Raw genomic sequence first — 17,259 nt, forward strand, 5'->3', positions numbered from 1 at the left:
CAACCCATCATGATCCGTACCCGTTTCGCCCCCAGCCCCACCGGTTACCTGCACATCGGCGGGGTGCGCACCGCGCTGTTCTCCTGGGCTTACGCCCGCAAAAACAACGGCGTGTTCGTGCTGCGCATCGAAGACACCGATCTGGAGCGCTCCACGCCGGAATCGGTGAAGGCGATTCTGGACGGCATGCACTGGGTGGGCCTGGACTATGACGAGGGTCCGTTCTACCAGACCCATCGTTTCGACCGCTACAAGGAAGTGATCCAGCAGCTGCTGGCCTCCGGCCACGCCTACCATTGCTACTGCAGCAAGGACGAGCTGGAAGCGATGCGCGCGGAGCAGGAAGCCCGCGGCGACAAGCCGCGCTACGACCGCCGCTGGCGCCCGGAAGCCGGCAAAACCCTGCCGGCCATCCCGGAAGGCGTGCAGCCGGTGGTGCGCTTCAAGACCCCGCTCGCCGGCGCGGTGGCCTGGGACGACGCGGTCAAGGGCCGCATCGAGATCTCCAACGAAGAGCTGGACGACCTGATCATCGCCCGTCCGGACGGCAGCCCCACCTATAACTTCTGCGTGGTGGTGGACGACTGGGACATGCAGATCACCCACGTGATCCGCGGCGATGACCACGTCAACAACACCCCGCGCCAGATCAACATCCTGCAGGCGCTGAACGCGCCGCTGCCTGTGTACGGCCACCTGCCGATGATCCTGAATGAAGACGGCCAGAAGATGTCCAAGCGCCGCGACGCGGTCAGCGTGGTGGATTACGCCGACAAGGGCATCCTGCCGGAAGCGCTGCTGAACTACCTGGCGCGTCTGGGTTGGGGCCACGGCGACGACGAATTCTTCAGCATGGAGCAGTTCGTCGAGTGGTTCAGCCTGGAGGCGGTGAGCCCGTCCGCCAGTCGCTTCAACCATGAAAAATTCATGTGGCTGAACGCGCAGCACATCAAGGCCGCAGACAACGGCCGCCTGGCCGAGCTGATCGCGCCGCGCCTGGCCGCCGCCAATGTCGACACCGCCAGCGGCCCGGCCATCGGCGACGTGCTGGCGTTGGTCAAGGAGCGCGTGCAGGATCTGAACGCGCTGGCGCTGGAAGTCGATTACTTCTACAAGAAGCGCGAAGCGGCCGCCGCCGATGTGGAAAAACATCTGGCCGGCGACGCCGTGGAGCGCATGGGCCGCTTCGCCGACCGTCTGGCCGCGCTGGAAGCCTGGACCGCCGAATCCATCCATGAGCTGTTCAAGCCGTTCTGCGCCGACGAAGGCATCAAGATGGGCCAGCTGGGCATGCCGCTGCGCGTGCTGGTGTGCGGCACCACCCAGACACCGTCGGTGGACGCGGTGCTGGCATTGATCGGCAAAGATGAGGTGCTGCGCCGCATCCGCGGCTGATTTTTCGGCAGGATTGGCATCATCCCGCCCCCGCCGCCCTGATGGGCCGCGGGGGTTTTGTTTGCCCTCAGCCGGAAGCCAGCTGCGCCAGGTAGCGCAGGCCGCTGATGCTGGGGAAGAAGCAATAAGCGCCGCCGCGGGTATGGATCAGGCGGGGAAAGCCGGTGATGTGTTTGTTGTTCTGTCCCTTGCGGCCGGCTTGGGCGTCGGTGAAGGAGCTTTGCTCCACGTGGTTGACGCCGAGAAACACATCTTCTCCGCTGATGTTGAAGAACGCGTTGCCTTGTTCCGACCCGCCGGGGCCGGTGGCCGATTTGACGAAATGGGAGTCCAGTATCCACTGGCTGGTCACGAACTCGAACTGGTTGCTCAGGCTGGCGTTGATGAAATAGCCGACCAGGCCGCGCTTCTGCTGATCCGGCTGGTTTGGGTCGTATTCCGGCCCGTAGGGCATGGCGCGGCGCACGATGCGGTGCGAAGGGCTGCCGGCGCCGACCACGCCGCCGTCGCGCGGGTTGCTGCGGCGGATGTGGGAGCCTATCGGGCATTTCAGGCCCAGGGTGTCGTCCTGCTTCGCGTCATTGCTGACATAGTGGAACGCGTTGAGCTGATCCGGCGGCAGCGTGGAGCCTTCATCATTTGGCATCAAGGTCAGCGGGTTGCCGTTGCGCCAGCGGCCGCAGACCTTGGCCGCCAGCATTTCGGCGTCCATGCCCAACTGGCCGGCATAGGTCTGCAGGAAGCTTTCAAAGCCGGCGACATCCTGTTCCAGAATGCGGAAGGCGGCGAAGCTGCTGTTGAGGCACAGCTCCTCCGGTTGCAGCGAGTAGTAGCCGTTGCTTTCATTGAGGTAGCCGAGCAGGAACTCGCCGGTGGCCACCGATGGCTGATCGTCCGGGATGCTGCGCTTGCGCGGCGGAGCGCCGTCTATGGTGGGCTGGGCGATGCTGTCGCGGTAGCCGAAATGCACCCGGTTGTCCGGCAGCGCCACGGCATCCTGCGCCGACAGCTCGGTCACGCCGGATGCGGCGAAGGCGCGGCGCAGCGTGGCCGACGCCGCTTCCAGCGGCTCTTCGCCGCCGTCCACCCACAGGCTGAGCAGCGCGTGAACCTGGCTGCCGTCGCTCAAGCCGCCTATCCAGTTTTGCGGCGCGCTGTCGTCGCAGTCGCCGACATCGGCGGCGACGCCCGGATCGGTGGCGCCCTTGTAGAAAGAGGCGTCGAAGGTCTGCAGCTGGGCGTCGCTCAGCCCCAATCGGGACAAGCCGACGCGGGTGAAGCTGATGTTAAGGAAGTGGACGGGCTTTTGCTGGCCGCGCTGGGCGGTGGTGATCGGCGGCAGTCCCAGTTGGCCGTCCACCAGTTTGAGGATCAGTTCTCCTGCGCCGGCCTTGTCGTCGATGCGCAGGATGAAGTGCCGGGCGCGCTCCACCCGGTAGCCGCGCAGGATGGTGCCTTGTACATCGTCGTAGGATATGTTCATGGCTGCTCCGGGAACGGAATGCGGCCAGCTGCGGGAAGGGTGCAGGCGGCCGCATGGAAAGGCATGGAAATTACAGGGACGCCAGAATCTCTTGCACGGTGGCGTCGTAGGCTTGGTACAGGCCCTGGTTCAGATCGTGCTGGGAGGCGTCGTTCTTGGCGATGAAGGCGGTGAAGGCGGAGGTGTTGTTGGCCACCGGGATCAGCTTCTCTGCCCCGTCCACGAAGCGCAGCAAGGCATCGAATATGGGGCCGACCTCTTTCACGAAGTCCTGGATGTACTTATCGAAGCTGCCGTCGTATTCGGTGATGACGGCGAGGACATAGGCCTTGCTGGGACTGATGCCCGGCTGCAGATTGGTGACGGCGCGGTCCAGCAGCAGGGTGCGGGCGTAGTGCACGGTGCCGATTTCGGTGAGCGCCGCGTGCAGCTTGGGTTGGTTTTCCTTGACGGTGGCGGCAAGGGCGATCAGATCCGCGTGGGGCGCCACCGGCATCAGCAGGGTAAGGGGATTGGCCATGTTTTCCTCCGCGACAGGTTTGTTGGAGGTTGAAACATAGGAAGGAGATAGTCTGTTTGATATGGTGTTGACTACGTAGCGCTCGCGGTTTGGCGCGGCTGTCGGCACTGCCGCGGGGAAGTCCGGTCAGGGAAGTCAGCGCCTCAGCCAATGCCAGCTGGCGATGCCGGCCATGGTCATCAGTAGCGAGCCGCTGACATGCGCCGCGATGGCGGCGAACGCGGGCTGCAGCTGGCCCTGGCGCAGCAGGTCCACTACTTCGGCGGAGAAGGTGGAGAAAGTGGTGAGCCCGCCGCAGAAGCCGGTGATGATCAATAGTCGCCACAGCGGCGACAGCGACGGCATGTCGGCGAACAGGGCGACGGCCACGCCGATGATGTAACCGCCGATCAGGTTGGCGGCCAGCGTGCCGGGCGGCAGGGAGGGGAACAGGCTGTTCAGGCGCAGGCCCAGAAACCAGCGGAGCAGGGCTCCGGCGGCGGAGCCGACGGCGATGGCGAGCATTGGTTTCCACATAGCGGGGGCGGATAGCGGCGAATGGCCATCATTGTGCATTGCCGATCGGGATTCGCCTAGCGCCTGAGGGGCGCTGGAGGATAAAAAAAGAGCCCCAGGGGGGCTCTGAATTGCACCTTCGCTCAGGTGATCGAGGCTCGGTCGGAGACCTGGCATCGATCATGTCCCGTTCTCGATCCCGTTGGAGATCGTGGACCGGACAAGACGCATTATCCCGATGTGCCAGCCTTTTCCGTAGCATGATTGTTGATGGCTTGTGTGACGGGGTGTAATCAAAACGGCCTGTATTTAACACTTTCGCAAAAGAATCGGCAAATAGGCCTGGCATCCCGTTTTTGCCGTTATCATGAAGTCTTTCAAACAGTCGGGAGCTAGCCTTGACGACGCCGTTGCCGGTGCTGGACACGCGCACCATCAGCATGCGCTGGGGAGACATGGATGCGGTGGGGCATCTCAATAACACTTATTATTTCCGCTACCTTGAGCAGATCCGCATCGAGTGGCTGCAGGGGATGGGATTCGGCATCGAGCCAGAGGGAATCGGCCCGGTGCTGGCCAGCACCAGCTGCGTCTATCGCAAGCAACTGACTTATCCCGCCACGCTGGACATCACCATCGAGCTGGAGAAGCTGGGGCGCAGCAGCCTGAAGCTGCGCCACCATTTCTATCGCCGCGACGATCCGGGCGTGGTCTACGCCAGCGCAGAGGTGCTGCTGGTCTGGGTGGACTACAAGGCCGAGAAGTCAGTGCCGATCCCGGAGGAGATCCGGGAGGCGATAGAGCGTTCTACGGCCGAGGTTTGAGTCTGGTCAGGGCGTGTCCAGGTCCAGCTTGCGGCGGATCAGGTCGCGCAGCAGGAAGCGGGACGGATGGATGGCCCGCATCAGGTCGGCCGGCAACGGCGCCGGCTCTCCCTCCAGCAGCGAGGCCAGGATTTCTCCCGACAGCGGCGCGGTGATCAGGCCGCGGGAGCCGTGGGCGGCGTTGACGTACAGGCCGTCGGCCCACGGACATGTCTCCGCCAGCTCCAGCGTCGCGTCGCGGGCCAGCTCGCGGTAGGCGCGGACGAAGTCGCGGGCGGCCACTACCGGGCCGATCAGCGGCAGATAATCCGGGCTGGTGCAGCGGAAGGCGGCTCGTCCTTCCAGATGCTCCGGCGCGTCCTTCTCCAGGCTGGCGCGCAGGTCCGGCGCCAGCCCGGCCAGCATCGCCAGGTTTTCCGCATGCTCGTCGTCGTGGACGGCGAGGTCGTCGGCATCGAACTTGAACGTGGCGCCCAAGCAGTGGCGGCCATTGCGGGCGGGCGAGATGTAGCCTTCGCCGCACAGCACGGTGCGCAGCCGGCTGCTGGCCTCGCTGGCGGCGACGCTGGTGACCTGTCCCCTGATCTTTTTCAGCGGCAGATGCCGGGTGCTGTCGAACTGCGCGGTTTCCGCCGCGCCGGCCAGCACCACCACGGACGCCACCGCCAGCGGGCCGCGCTCGTCGCTTGCGGTCCAGCTGCGCTGCGAAGGGTCGTAATCCAGCGCCAGCGCGGTGCGGCCGGTCTTGACCACGATGTTCGGGTGTTCGACCAGCTTGCGCACCAGCGCGGGCGGGTGCACCCAGCCGCCCTGCGGGAAAAACAGCCCGCCGGACGGCAGCGGCGTGCCGGCCAGCTCGCTGGCGGCCGCTTGGTCAAGCGGCCGCATCACGGTTTCGGGCAGCTCCAGTTCGGCCAGTCCTTGCTGTTTTTCCGCTTCCTTGGCGTCATGTGCCAATTGCAGCACGCCGCAGGCCTGCCAGTCGGCGCCTTCCGGCAGCAGGCCGCGCAGCGCGCGCAGGCTGTAGGCGTAGCCGGACAGCACCAGCCGGGTCAGCGGCGTCAGGTGAGGGGAGAGCTTGGTGTACAGCACGCCCTGCGGATTGCCGGAGGCGGCGCTGGCGAGCTGGGGCATTCTTTCGATCACAGTCACCTGCCAGCCGCGCTGTGCCAGGCTGTTGGCGGTGGACGCGCCGGCCAGGCCGCCGCCGACCACGACGGCGCTGCGCTCGCGCCAGCGCGGCTCGGGCCGGGCGAACCAGGGTTCCTGCCAGCCGGCGTCGGTCGGGGCGGCGATCCCGCCATGGGCGATGTGGCGCTTGGCGCCATGCCCTGGCGCTTTTTTGACCTCGAAGCCGGCCTCGGCCAGGCCGCGCCGCACCGCGCCGGCGCAAGTGAACGTGGCGAAGGTGGTGCCGGGCGAGGACAGGCGGGCCATTTGATCGAACAGCGGCTGTTGCCACATGTCGGGGTTCTTGGAGGGCGCAAAACCGTCCAGGAACCAGGCGTCGACGCGCGCGTCCAGCTGCGGCAGCACGTCCAGCACGTCGCCTATCATCAGCGTCAGCGTCACCCGGCCGCCGGCCAGCACGAGACGGTGCCAGCCCGGGGTCAGGACATCGTACTGCGCCAGCAGCGGGGCCGAGAATTCAGCCAGTTCCGGCCACAGCGCCAGCGCCTGGGCCAGGTCGGCCGGCGTCAGCGGGAATTTCTCCGCGCTGACGAAATGCAGCCGGGTGCCGGCCGGCGCGCGCGCGTCGAAGCATTGCCAGGCGCAGAGGAAATTCAGCCCGGTGCCGAAGCCGGTTTCCGCGATGGTGAAAGAGCCGGACGGCCGCAGCGCGGCGAAGCGCTCTTCCAGCTGGTTGTGGCGGAGAAAGACGTGGCGCGTCTCCTCCAGGCCATCGGCGCGGGAGAAGTACACGTCGCCGAAAACGGCGGACATGGGCTGGCCGTCCTGCCAGACGAGTTGTGCGTGGGAGTGGGTCATTTATGTGGTCAGCACGCTGGCCCTGGAGGGCCAGCGGGAAGGGTCGGTCGATTTGGCGCCATTGTCGCATGCCGATCAAGCGCGTCCAAGCCTGGACCGGTCATAGGGTCCACCGCAGATTGAAGGTGGTGACCGAGGTTTTGGGGTGGTGGCTGCCCACATTGACCCTGGGCAAGTAGCCGACCTCCAGCGCGAAGGATTTGCCGCCCAGGCTGACGGTGGGCAGCGCGGCTGGGCCGTTGTGGCCAGATCCGTGCAGATAGCCGGCTTGCAGGCCGACGCCGGCGAAGAGCGGGCCGAGGATTTTCCATTCGCGCCGCCAGCCCAGCGTGACGAAATTGGCTTCCTTGCGGAAAGAGTCGCGATAGACGCCGGTTCGGGCGAACCAGCGGCCATCATCCTGATCGCCTGCGAATGCCCATTCCAGACCGGCGCCGGGATTGTCTTGATTGAGGTTGCAGGTGGTGCAGCCATGATGAAGCGAGGCGCCGAACAGCAAAAGCGAAAAATCCTGGGCCTGGGTGGGGGGGGCGGAAATGAACAGTGCGGCGGCGATCAATGCGAAACGCTTCATGGCTTCCCCTTGCTGAGCGATGGTGGTTGCGTTTGTTTTATTTGAACGTCATTGATTGATTTGAGCGTAGTCAATTCCAGGCGTTTGGCAACTCTTGAAATGGCTGTCGGCCTCCCCAAAATGTAAGTCATCGACAGATCATCCGGGGAGCCGACACCATGCGATTCGACAAGCTGACCACCAAATTCCAGCAAGCGCTGGGGGATGCCCAGAGCCTCGCCGTGGCGGGGGACAATCCTTTCATCGAGCCGCAGCACTTGCTGCTGGCCATGCTCGACGACGCCGAGGCCGGCATCGGCGGCCTGCTGGCGCGCGCCGGCGTCAACGTGCCTGCGCTGAAGGCCGGCCTCAAGCTGGCGGTAGAGCGCTTGCCGCGGGTGCAGGGGAATGGCGGCGAGATCACCGTGTCGCGGGATCTGGCCAATCTGCTCAACGTGACCGACAAGATCGCGATGAAGCTGGGCGACGACTTCATCGCCAGCGAGCTGTTCCTGTCGGCGCTGAGCCAGGACAAGGGCGAGACCGGCCGCTTGCTGAAGGAGCATGGCGGCAACCACGCTTCCATCCAGGCCGCCATCGATGCGGTGCGCGGCGGCGAGAGCGTGTCCAGCGCTGATGCCGAGGGTCAGCGCGAGGCGTTGAAGAAATACACGCTGGATCTGACCGAGCGCGCCCGCCAGGGCAAGCTGGATCCGGTGATCGGCCGCGACGACGAGATCCGCCGCGCCATCCAGGTGCTGCAGCGCCGCACCAAGAACAACCCGGTGCTGATCGGGGAGCCGGGCGTGGGCAAGACTGCCATCGTCGAGGGCCTGGCGCAGCGCATCGTCAACGGCGAAGTGCCGGAAAGCCTGAAGGGCAAGCGCCTGCTGGTGCTGGATCTGGCGGCGCTGATCGCCGGCGCCAAATACCGCGGCGAGTTCGAGGAGCGGCTGAAGGCGGTGCTGAGCGATTTGGCCAAGGACGACGGCCAGACGCTGATCTTCATCGACGAAATCCACACCCTGGTGGGGGCGGGCAAGGCTGATGGCGCGATGGACGCCGGCAATATGCTGAAGCCGGCGCTGGCGCGCGGCGAGCTGCACTGCCTGGGCGCAACCACGCTGGACGAGTACCGCAAGTACATCGAGAAGGACGCCGCGCTGGAGCGTCGCTTCCAGAAGGTGCTGGTCGGCGAGCCGTCGGTGGAGGACACCATCGCCATCCTGCGCGGCCTGCAGGAAAAGTACGAGATCCACCACGGCGTGGACATCACCGACCCGGCCATCGTCGCCGCGGCGGAGCTTTCCCAGCGCTATATCACAGACCGCTTCCTGCCGGACAAGGCGATTGATCTGATCGATGAGGCCGCGTCCAAGATCAAGATGGAGCTGGATTCCAAGCCGGAGGCGATGGACAAGCTGGACCGTCGGTTGATCCAGTTGAAGATCGAGCGCGAGGCGGTGAGGCGCGAGAGCGACGAGGCTTCGCAAAAGCGTCTGCAGCTGATCGAGGACGAGATCGCCGGCTTGTCGCGCGAATACGCCGACCTGGAAGATATCTGGAAGGCCGAGAAGGCCGCCCAGCAGGGTACGCAAAGCATACGCGAGGAAATCGACCGCCTGAAGGTGGACATGGAGGAGTTGAAGCGTAAGGGCGACTGGCAGAAGCTGGCCGAGCTGCAGTACGGCAAGCTGCCGCAGCTGGAAGCGCGGCTGAAGGAGGCAGAGGCCGCCGGCGACAAGGGCGAAGCCAAGCCCAACCGTTTGCTGCGCACCCAGGTGGGCGCGGAGGAGATCGCCGAGGTGATCAGCCGCGCCACTGGCATCCCGGTGTCCAAGATGCTGACCGGCGAGCGCGAAAAGCTGCTGCACATGGAGGATGTGCTGCACCGGCGCGTGGTGGGCCAGGATGAAGCGGTGACGGCGGTGGCCGACGCGATCCGCCGTTCGCGCTCGGGCCTCGCCGATCCGAACAAGCCTTACGGATCCTTCCTGTTCCTGGGGCCGACCGGTGTCGGCAAGACCGAGCTGTGCAAGACGCTGGCTGGTTTCCTGTTCGACAGCGAGGAGCACCTGATCCGCATCGACATGTCCGAATACATGGAAAAGCATTCGGTGGCGCGGCTGATCGGCGCGCCTCCGGGCTATGTCGGCTACGAGGAGGGCGGCTATCTGACCGAGCAGGTGCGCCGCAAGCCGTATAGCGTGATCCTGCTGGACGAGGTGGAGAAGGCGCATCCGGACGTGTTCAACGTGCTGCTGCAGGTGCTGGACGACGGCAGATTGACCGACGGCCAGGGCCGCACCGTGGACTTCAAGAACACGGTGATCGTGATGACGTCGAACATCGGCAGCCAGCAGATCCAGGCGATGGCGACAGACGATTATCAGGTGATCAAGCTTGCCGTGATGGCGGAGGTGAAGACCCAGTTCCGGCCAGAGTTCATCAACCGCATAGACGAGGTGGTGGTGTTCCATGGCTTGGACGAGAAGCACATCCAGTCCATCGCCCGCATCCAGCTGAAGGGCCTGGAGGCGCGGCTGGCCAAGCTGGAACTGAATCTGCAGATCAGCGACGAGGCGCTGGCGCAGCTGTCCGAGGCCGGCTTCGACCCGGTCTACGGCGCGCGGCCGTTGAAGCGGGCGATACAGGCCGAGCTGGAGAACCCGCTGGCCAAGGCCATCCTGGCCGGCAAGTATCCGCCGAAGTCCACGGTGATGGTGGAGGCGCGCGACGGCCGGCTGGCATTCGACTGAGCCTCGATCCTCCCTTTTCCAGGAGCAAAAAAACGGCCGCTTGCGCAAGCGGCCGTTTTTCATGGCGTCGCGTCTTGCTTAGTCGCCGCGGGCAGGGTGCAGGAAACAGCCAGGCAGGTGGTCGTTGACCACGCCGCAGGCCTGCAGATAGGCGTAGATCACCGTGCTGCCGACGAAATTCATGCCGGCTTTCTTTAGCGCCTTGCTGACGAGGTCGGACAGCTCGGTGCTGGCCGGTACCCGCTCGTCGCTGCGGCGCCGCAGGATGGGTTTGCCGTCGACGTGCGCCCACAGCCAGTCGGAAAAGCTGCCGTGCTCCTGCTGCATCCGCAGGAACACCTTGGCATTGCGGATGGCGCTGTGGATTTTCAGCCGGTTGCGGACAATGGCCGGATTCTGCATCAGCCGCTCCACGTCGTCGTCGGTCATCTCCGCTACTTTTTCCGGATGGAAGCCGTGGAAGGCGGCGCGGTAGCCTTCGCGTTTTTTCAGGATGGTGATCCAGGACAATCCGGCCTGGGCGCCTTCCAGAATCAGCATCTCGAACAGCTTGCGGTCGTCGCGCTCGGGGCGCCCCCATTCCTCGTCGTGGTAGGCGATGTATAGCGGATCGTCGCCGCACCAGGGGCAGCGCTGGGTTTCGTTCATGGCGTATGCAGCAGGATGTCGATCTTGAGGCCGGTTTTCTGGATGCCGCGCCGCGACGACAGGCCGATTACCAGCGGGTTGCACAGATTGGCCTGCAGCGTGCCGAGCGCGGGGTGGGATTCGCGCTGCTGGTCCAGCGGGCGGTACAGCATCAGCAGGATGGCGGCGTCCTGCGGCTCCTGGAGCTGGAGCTGCGCGACCTCCTCATCCGACAGCTCGACCTGGAAGCGCACGCCAAGCCTTTCTGGCTGGGCCAGGCTGAAGGTGATGCCGGGATCGTCCAGCGATTGCAGCCAGTACATTTGCGGCACCGGGTGGGTGATGTCGTGGAACAGCTTGAAGCGGGTGCAGTTTTCCAGCGCGGGAATGCCCTGCGGGAAAGTGATGACGGTGGCCTCGTCGACCTCGACGTTGCCGAGCTGGTTGGAATCGAAGCGCATGGCGTTCTCCTGTGCGGAAGTGGGTTCCGTCGGGAATGATACCCGAGCGCGGCCCTTGCCGCGACGGCGCGCTCAGGCCCCGCTTGTGCTGGCAAATTTGTCAGCCTATACATGGTATTGCGTTACGTGACATTACGCGAATGTCTTAAATCTCGAGTTGTGGACAGGGCCGTTTTTCGCGTGTCGTATCGCGGTTTGCACGCAGCGTTCATCTATCGGCAAGGCGGCATGCCCGGCGTCCGGCGCTCCGGGTCCGGCCCGTCTGGAAGGGGCAACGTGGCATGGACCTGAAACCGAAGCGCTTCCTGATACTTGATGATCAGCTGGTGCTGCGCAAGCTGATTTCGCGGCAGGCCAGCTTCTTCAGCCGGTTCTCCGTGGAGATAGATGAGTTCAGCGACCCGGCCGAAGCCCTGCGCAGCATCGGCGAGGGCGGTTACCACTTGGTGATCACCGATATCGGCATGCCCGGCATGAACGGGATCGACTTCATCAAGAACGTGGCCCGGCTGGGCTATCAGTCCGCGCTGCTCATCATTTCCGGCTATGACGGCAAAACCCTGCAGACCATAGCCGACATGTCGATCAACCTGGGCATCGGCTGCACGCGCTTTCTGTCCAAACCTTACTCCGCCGATGCCTTTGTTTCCTCGCTCAACAGCATATTCAACGAGATGGAGCGCAGCGAGGCGCCGCGGATCGACGATATCGCCCAGTTGCTGGCCGAGCTGGGCGGGGAGAGTTTCCGGATGGAATTCGCGCCTGTGCGTTCCTTGTCCAGCCATAAGCTGGCGTCCTTTTCCCTGCGCGCGCTGCGGCTGCCCGATGGCAGAAGGCTGGCGTTCGACCGCCTGCTGGCCTTGCTGGCGGGGCGAAGGATGGCGTCGGCCGCCCTGCTGGAAATCGTGGTGGAGCGCACCGCGCGCCTGCTGCAGCATATTCGCCTCTCCGCTGGCATCGATGATTGCCGGGTGGACATCCGGATCGATGAGGCCTGCCTGTGCGCCGACAATGTGTTCGACCGTTGCTTCATGGCGTTGCAGCAATACGAGGTTTCGCCAGCCTGTCTGGGGTTCGAACTGGCCGACGGGCTGAACCGGCGTTCCGACGCCGTGTGCTTCGAGAATATCTCCAAGATCAAGTATCTGGGTTTCCACCTGCTGGCGGACGGGTTCGGCCAGGGGTCGCTGACGGTCAGCAACCTGATGCGTTTGCCTTTCGACCAGGTCAATGTGCCGCTGGAGGCGCTGCAGTGGATGAAGGCGCTGTTGGGAGAGGATCCGGGCGCCTTTCGCTTGCTGAAGTCTTTCGGCCTGGCGCAGACGCCGGTGTGCGCCACGGGTCTGGAGGATGAGGAGGGCATCGTGCTGGCGCAGGCCATGGGGTGCGGCTTGGGCGTAGGCGATGCGGTGTCGATGATTGTGCCGGAAGATGAGTTGCCGTTGGAGGTGGCCGCGGTGCCGGAGGGTAGCCCGGCGCTCATCGGCAGTCCGGTGGAGGGCGCGCGATGAGCTCTGTCGACCTGGCCCGACTGCGCATCATGATCGTAGACGATCAGACCTTGGTCCGGTCGCTGATTTCCCAGGCACTGCAGAACATGGGCATCAAGCAGGACCGCATCTTCCAGGCCGCGGACGGCACCACGGCGATGCGTCTTTTGGATATCCGGGGCGTGGACATCGTGCTGTGCGATGTGCAGATGCAGCCGATGAACGGCATGGATCTGCTCAAGGAGCTGCGGTGCGGCCATACTGCCAACGCGTCCAATCTCCCCTTCGTTTTCCTGTCCGGGCACGCGGATCGAACCAATGTGGTGCTCGCCAGCCAGCTGCACGCCGACGGCTTCGTCGTGAAGCCGCCGAAGCCGGCGGAAGTGGAGAAATCGATACAGGTGGCGATGAGCCGAAACCGGCCTGAGATCGATCCGTTCAGCTACTACCATGTCGCCACCGGGACCGAGTACGACAAGAAGGTATTCGGCCGGCTGTTCGAGACCCGCGCGCCGGTTTCCCAGGACGAGCCGGCGGAGAAGTGCCTGTCGCTGGACACGGTCAAGCCCGGCTCGGTGCTGGCCCGCGATCTGCGCAGCAAGGCCGGACACCTGTTGCTGCCCCGCGGCGCCAGCATTTCGGCCAACCAGTTGAACGTGCTGCGCGATTTCAGCGAGCGTTACGGCGTCGCGCTGATTTATGTCGCGAACAGCGATGAGGCGGCAGCCAATCCATCCGTTGCGAGGCATTAGGCATGCAGTTGTCGGGACGCAGCCGAACTCAGGCGATGGCGATTGGCCGCAGCGTGCTGGCCATCGTGCTGCTGCTCGGCCTGTTGCAGGCTGGCGTGGTGGCGGTGCTGCAGTTCTCCGCCTGGAATGCCTATCAGCAGTCCGAGTTGCTGGTGCATTTGAATCAGGATGCTTACGGGCTGCGCAATTTCGCCAATCTGCAGCTCAAGGAAAGCGGCCTGCTGATGGAGGGGCTGCTGGAGAAGCGCCCGGACGAAGCTCAATTGAGCAGCCTGGCGCGGCAAGTGGATGAAGATTTCCTGACGCTGCTCACGGACTGGCATGGCCAGGACGAGGCACGCTCGGCCGGGCGTCTTGAACAGTTGAGACAGTCGATCAAGCGGTTCCAGCAGTTGCGGGTGTCGACGCGGCAGGCGATGAAGGGCGTCGCCGACGGGAGGGAGGCTCAACTCGTCAAGCTGTACGAGGGCACCCGCGATGTGCAGCAGCAGTCGCAATTGCTGCTGGACGAGGTGGTGGCGAGCATGGCCGCAGGCGGGGAATACCGCATCAGCAATCTGGTCTGGCTGCGGCAGGACGCGGCGATGCTGGGCTACTGGCTGAATTCCAGCGCGCAGGCGCTGGTGCTGCGTTCGAGCCTGAGGAGCCGGCTGGAGCGGCGGACCGAGCTAGAGCTGGCCCACGGCCTGAGCGCCAGCATCTTGTTGCTCGGGCGGGCGCAGTCGCTGCTGGGCAGCATAGGCGATGCCGAGTTGTCGCGCCAGTTCGGGGAACTGGCCATGCAGGCGAACCGCCTGCAACTGCTGACCCAGCTGCAACTTGAGCAAGTGGACGGCCGCATGCAATTCAGCCAGGCCACCGACTACCGGCGGAATCTGCTGCAGCTGTCCGGCTCGCTGGACAAGATCCGGGTGGCCATCGGCGAGCGGGCGCAGCGGACCTTGCAAGACAACCGCTCCAACTACCGCAACACCTTGCTGCGGGAGGGCGTGTTTGGGCTGGCGATGCTGGCGCTGCTGGGCTTCTTGTTTCATGTGGTGGTGCGCAAGGTGCTCAAGCCGCTGGACTTCCTGCAGCGCATGCTGGACGTGTCGGGCGACGCGATGCTGGTGATCGACCAGAACGGCGTGATCGACATGGCCAACGAGGGCGCGGGGCGCATGTTCGGTTATCCCATGGATGTCTTGATCGGCACCCCCGCCCGGCAGTTGTTCGTGGTGGACGACGAGTTGCTGTCGGTGCTGGCCGCGTTGGAGGTGCAGGCGGGCCGGACGATGCCGGTCGAGGGCATGGGCAGCAGCGGCGAGCGCTTTCACGCGATGTTGAGCGTGGGGCGGTTCCAGGAGGACCGCAGCCGGCGGCTCGACATCCTGATCGTGCGCGACGAGCATAAGCGGCGGCTGGCGGAGAATTCGCTGGAGCGCAGCGTCGCCCTGCTGTCCGTGATCTCGGAGATCGAGGCGATGCTGTTGTCGCGGGCCGAGCGCGGCGATGTCTTCCAGAGGCTGCATGATACCTTCCTCGAATTCACCAGTTCCGAGCAGTGTCTGCTGGTGGCCTGGGCGGTGAGGGAGGACGGCGACGAGGGGCTGCAGCCCCAGGCCGGGGATTGGCCTGCTTTTCTGCCGCTGCCGCAGCAACTGTCCCAGACGGAAGTGCCGCTGGCGGCGCTGTTCCGCAGCCTGACCGCCCAGCCCTCCTGGGTGTCGCTGCCGGTGATGCTGGGCGGCGAAGCGTCGGCTGGCGTATGCCTGCTGCGGCCTACCTTGTCGCAGCTGGGCATCAGCATCCTGCCTTTGCTGGGCGCCTACGCCAATATCTTGGGCTTTTACGCCGAAGAGGACCGGCGCAAGCTGTCGGAAGCCCAGCTGCGCGCGGTGCTGCAAGAGGAGGAGGCGGTGTATTCGGCGTCGCCGGTGGGCCTGCTGCGTTTGAACGAGCATTTTCAGATCACTCGCGCCAACCTCACGGCCGAGAGCATATTCGACGTCGGCGACGAATACGGCCTCTCGGGCATGCACCTGATGGAGCTGCTGGCTTCCGAGCATGGCTGGTATGAGCTGGCGGAGCAAATGTCCAAGATGCAGCAGGACAATGCCCGCATCCATTGCGAACTGGAGTGCCTGACCGGCACCGGGCGGCCGATCTGGGTATTGTTCGAGGGACAACTGCTGTTCCCTGACGCCAACGAGTCGGTGATCATCCTGGCCTGCCTGGACATCACCGAGCGCAAGATGGCCGAGTTCGAGCTGAGGATGGCCCGCGACCAGGCCAACGCGGCCAACCGCGCCAAGAGCGCCTTCCTCGCCACGATGAGCCACGAGATCCGCACGCCGATGAACGGCGTGCTGGGCATGCTGGAGCTGCTGGCGATGACCCGTCTGGACGCCGAGCAAAGCGACACCGTCTCCACCATCCAGGATTCCGCCAATACCTTGCTGCGGCTGATCGACGATATCTTGGATTTCTCCAAGATCGAGGCGGATAGGCTGGAAATCGTGCCCGCGCGCACCGCGATCCGCCCGTTCATGGACAGCGTGCGCAGCCTCTACCACGAGAACGCCAGCAAGAAGGGGCTGGAGCTGGCGCTGACGCTGGACGACAAGCTGGCGCCGACGCTGGTCATCGACCCGCTGCGGGTGCGGCAGATCCTGCAGAATTTCATCAGCAACGCCATCAAGTTCACCTCCAGCGGGCGGGTGGATATCCGGGTCAAGGTCATGGACACGGTGTCCAACTACCAGGTGCTGAGCTTCGAGGTGGAGGATACCGGCATCGGCATGTCGCAGGAGCAGTTGAGCAAGCTGTTTCAGCCGTTCACCCAGGCCGACTCCGAAACCACCCGCCGTTTCGGCGGCACCGGCCTGGGCCTGGCGATTTGCCGGCGTCTGGCCGGTCTGATGGGCGGGCATGTGGAAATGGAAAGCGAGCAGGGCAAGGGCAGTTGCGCCCGGCTGTTGATGGAGGTGGAGTGGCTGGCCGAGTTGGTGGAGCCGGTGCTGCTGCCCGAGCAACGCGTGCCATTGGTGGAGGCCGTGGTCGCCGCGGCGCAGGCCGACAAGGAAATCGGAGCGGGCTGCGGATTGTTTCCCATCCTGTTCGCCGAGGACAATCCCACCAATCGCAAGCTGACGTTGAAGCAACTTGAGAAGCTGGGGTATCCGGCGGACTGGGCCGAGGATGGCGACCGCGCTTTCAGCAAATGGCTGTCTGGGCGCTATTCGCTGATTCTGACCGATTGCCACATGCCCGGCATCGACGGTTACCAATTGGCGAGGCTGGTGCGCGCGCATGAGGAGTCCCACCCCGAGCGCGGCCGCATTCCCATCGTCGCCTGCACCGCCAATGCGGCCAAGGAAGAGGTGGACAAGACACGCGAGGCAGGCATGGACGATTTCCTGACTAAACCGCTGTCCATCCTGGATTTGGAAGCCACGCTGCGCAAATGGATGAGCGCCTCACTGGAGCAGCCTCTTCCCGCGGCCGATGTCGCGCCGCCCGCTCTCGGGAGCAAGGAGGAGGCCGGGAAGGAGCCGTCGCCTGACGCTTCGGGCATTCCCGTGGATCGCAGCGTGCTTGAGGTGTACAGCAACGGCGAGCTGAGCGTGGAGCTGGAAATCCTGCGCGAATTCCAGACCGGCAATAACGAGGATGTGGCCGAGCTGCGCGCGGGAATGGAGGCGGAGGACGCCGAGCGCGTCGGTTTTTCCGCCCACCGCATCAAGGGCGCCAGCCGCATGGTGGGAGCCAACGGTATGGGCGACGCCGCCGAAGCGGTGGAAAAGGCGGGCAAGGCGCGCGATCTGGAGCTGGCCCGGAAAAAAATGGCATTCCTCGAAGAGCAACTGGCGGTATTCGACCATTGGCTGGCCAGCCAGAACGAGACCATGGCCGAGTAGGACTCGCCCGCC

13 protein-coding genes are annotated in these 17,259 nt (G+C 64.6%); 6 read left to right on the forward strand and 7 right to left on the reverse strand.

What is annotated here, in order from left to right; all coding sequences use genetic code 11:
• The first annotated feature begins 6 nt into the window (after positions 1-6).
• A complete protein-coding gene (gene gltX, locus VA599_RS13080; protein WP_031296621.1) occupies positions 7-1,395 on the forward strand; it encodes a glutamate--tRNA ligase in 1,389 nt (462 codons plus the stop codon).
• Positions 1,396-1,462: 67 nt separating this feature from the next.
• Here the strand turns inward: gltX and VA599_RS13085 are convergent, their stop codons facing one another.
• From VA599_RS13085 to crcB, 3 genes are all read right to left on the reverse strand, one after another.
• Entirely contained in the window at positions 1,463-2,878 is a 1,416-nt protein-coding gene (locus VA599_RS13085) for a Dyp-type peroxidase (RefSeq protein ID WP_346788914.1), read from the reverse strand.
• Positions 2,879-2,948: 70 nt separating this feature from the next.
• Positions 2,949-3,398 (reverse strand): hypothetical protein, encoded by a 450-nt coding sequence (locus VA599_RS13090; RefSeq protein WP_021477922.1) that lies wholly within the window; start codon positions 3,396-3,398, stop codon positions 2,949-2,951.
• A gap of 135 nt (positions 3,399-3,533) precedes the next feature.
• Positions 3,534-3,902: a fluoride efflux transporter CrcB gene (gene crcB / locus VA599_RS13095; protein WP_429838727.1), complete on the reverse strand. Its 369-nt coding sequence runs from the start codon at positions 3,900-3,902 to the stop codon at positions 3,534-3,536.
• Between the two features lie 389 nt (positions 3,903-4,291).
• Between crcB and VA599_RS13100 the strand changes: the two genes are divergently transcribed.
• Positions 4,292-4,717, forward strand: coding sequence for an acyl-CoA thioesterase (locus VA599_RS13100; RefSeq protein WP_346788917.1), 426 nt, complete (start codon positions 4,292-4,294; stop codon positions 4,715-4,717).
• A gap of 6 nt (positions 4,718-4,723) precedes the next feature.
• On the opposite strand, the gene mnmC is transcribed toward VA599_RS13100, so the two are convergent.
• Together mnmC and VA599_RS13110 are read right to left on the reverse strand one after the other, a co-directional pair.
• Positions 4,724-6,706, reverse strand: a complete 1,983-nt coding sequence (gene mnmC, locus VA599_RS13105) for a bifunctional tRNA (5-methylaminomethyl-2-thiouridine)(34)-methyltransferase MnmC2/FAD-dependent 5-carboxymethylaminomethyl-2-thiouridine(34) oxidoreductase MnmC1 (RefSeq protein WP_346788918.1) — start codon at positions 6,704-6,706, stop codon at positions 4,724-4,726.
• A 100-nt stretch (positions 6,707-6,806) separates the two neighbouring features.
• Positions 6,807-7,280: a hypothetical protein gene (locus VA599_RS13110; RefSeq protein WP_346788919.1), complete on the reverse strand. Its 474-nt coding sequence runs from the start codon at positions 7,278-7,280 to the stop codon at positions 6,807-6,809.
• Positions 7,281-7,438: 158 nt separating this feature from the next.
• Here VA599_RS13110 and clpB point away from each other — a divergent pair, with 158 nt between their 5' ends.
• A complete protein-coding gene (gene clpB, locus VA599_RS13115; RefSeq protein WP_346788920.1) occupies positions 7,439-10,018 on the forward strand; it encodes an ATP-dependent chaperone ClpB in 2,580 nt (859 codons plus the stop codon).
• A gap of 78 nt (positions 10,019-10,096) precedes the next feature.
• Here the strand turns inward: clpB and VA599_RS13120 are convergent, their stop codons facing one another.
• Together VA599_RS13120 and fliW are read right to left on the reverse strand one after the other, a co-directional pair.
• On the reverse strand, positions 10,097-10,666 hold the full coding sequence (locus tag VA599_RS13120) for a DNA-3-methyladenine glycosylase I (protein WP_346788921.1): 570 nt from the start codon (positions 10,664-10,666) through the stop codon (positions 10,097-10,099).
• Positions 10,663-11,106: a flagellar assembly protein FliW gene (fliW, locus tag VA599_RS13125; protein ID WP_346788922.1), complete on the reverse strand. Its 444-nt coding sequence runs from the start codon at positions 11,104-11,106 to the stop codon at positions 10,663-10,665. The genes VA599_RS13120 and fliW overlap by 4 nt, the downstream gene beginning before the upstream one ends.
• Before the next feature lie 281 nt (positions 11,107-11,387).
• Between fliW and VA599_RS13130 the strand changes: the two genes are divergently transcribed.
• The 3 genes from VA599_RS13130 to VA599_RS13140 are packed head-to-tail and all read left to right on the forward strand — an operon-like array spanning position 11,388 to position 17,247.
• Entirely contained in the window at positions 11,388-12,617 is a 1,230-nt protein-coding gene (locus VA599_RS13130; protein ID WP_346788923.1) for an EAL domain-containing response regulator, read from the forward strand.
• Positions 12,614-13,348 carry a response regulator gene (locus tag VA599_RS13135; RefSeq protein WP_104946893.1) on the forward strand — a complete coding sequence of 245 codons (735 nt, stop codon included), beginning with the start codon at positions 12,614-12,616 and terminating at the stop codon, positions 13,346-13,348. The genes VA599_RS13130 and VA599_RS13135 overlap by 4 nt, the downstream gene beginning before the upstream one ends.
• A gap of 2 nt (positions 13,349-13,350) precedes the next feature.
• A complete protein-coding gene (locus tag VA599_RS13140; RefSeq protein ID WP_346788925.1) occupies positions 13,351-17,247 on the forward strand; it encodes an ATP-binding protein in 3,897 nt (1,298 codons plus the stop codon).
• The last annotated feature ends 12 nt before the right edge of the window (positions 17,248-17,259 follow it).

The sequence above is a fragment of the Chromobacterium indicum genome, from assembly GCF_039708975.1.
Lineage (GTDB): Bacteria > Pseudomonadota > Gammaproteobacteria > Burkholderiales > Chromobacteriaceae > Chromobacterium > Chromobacterium piscinae.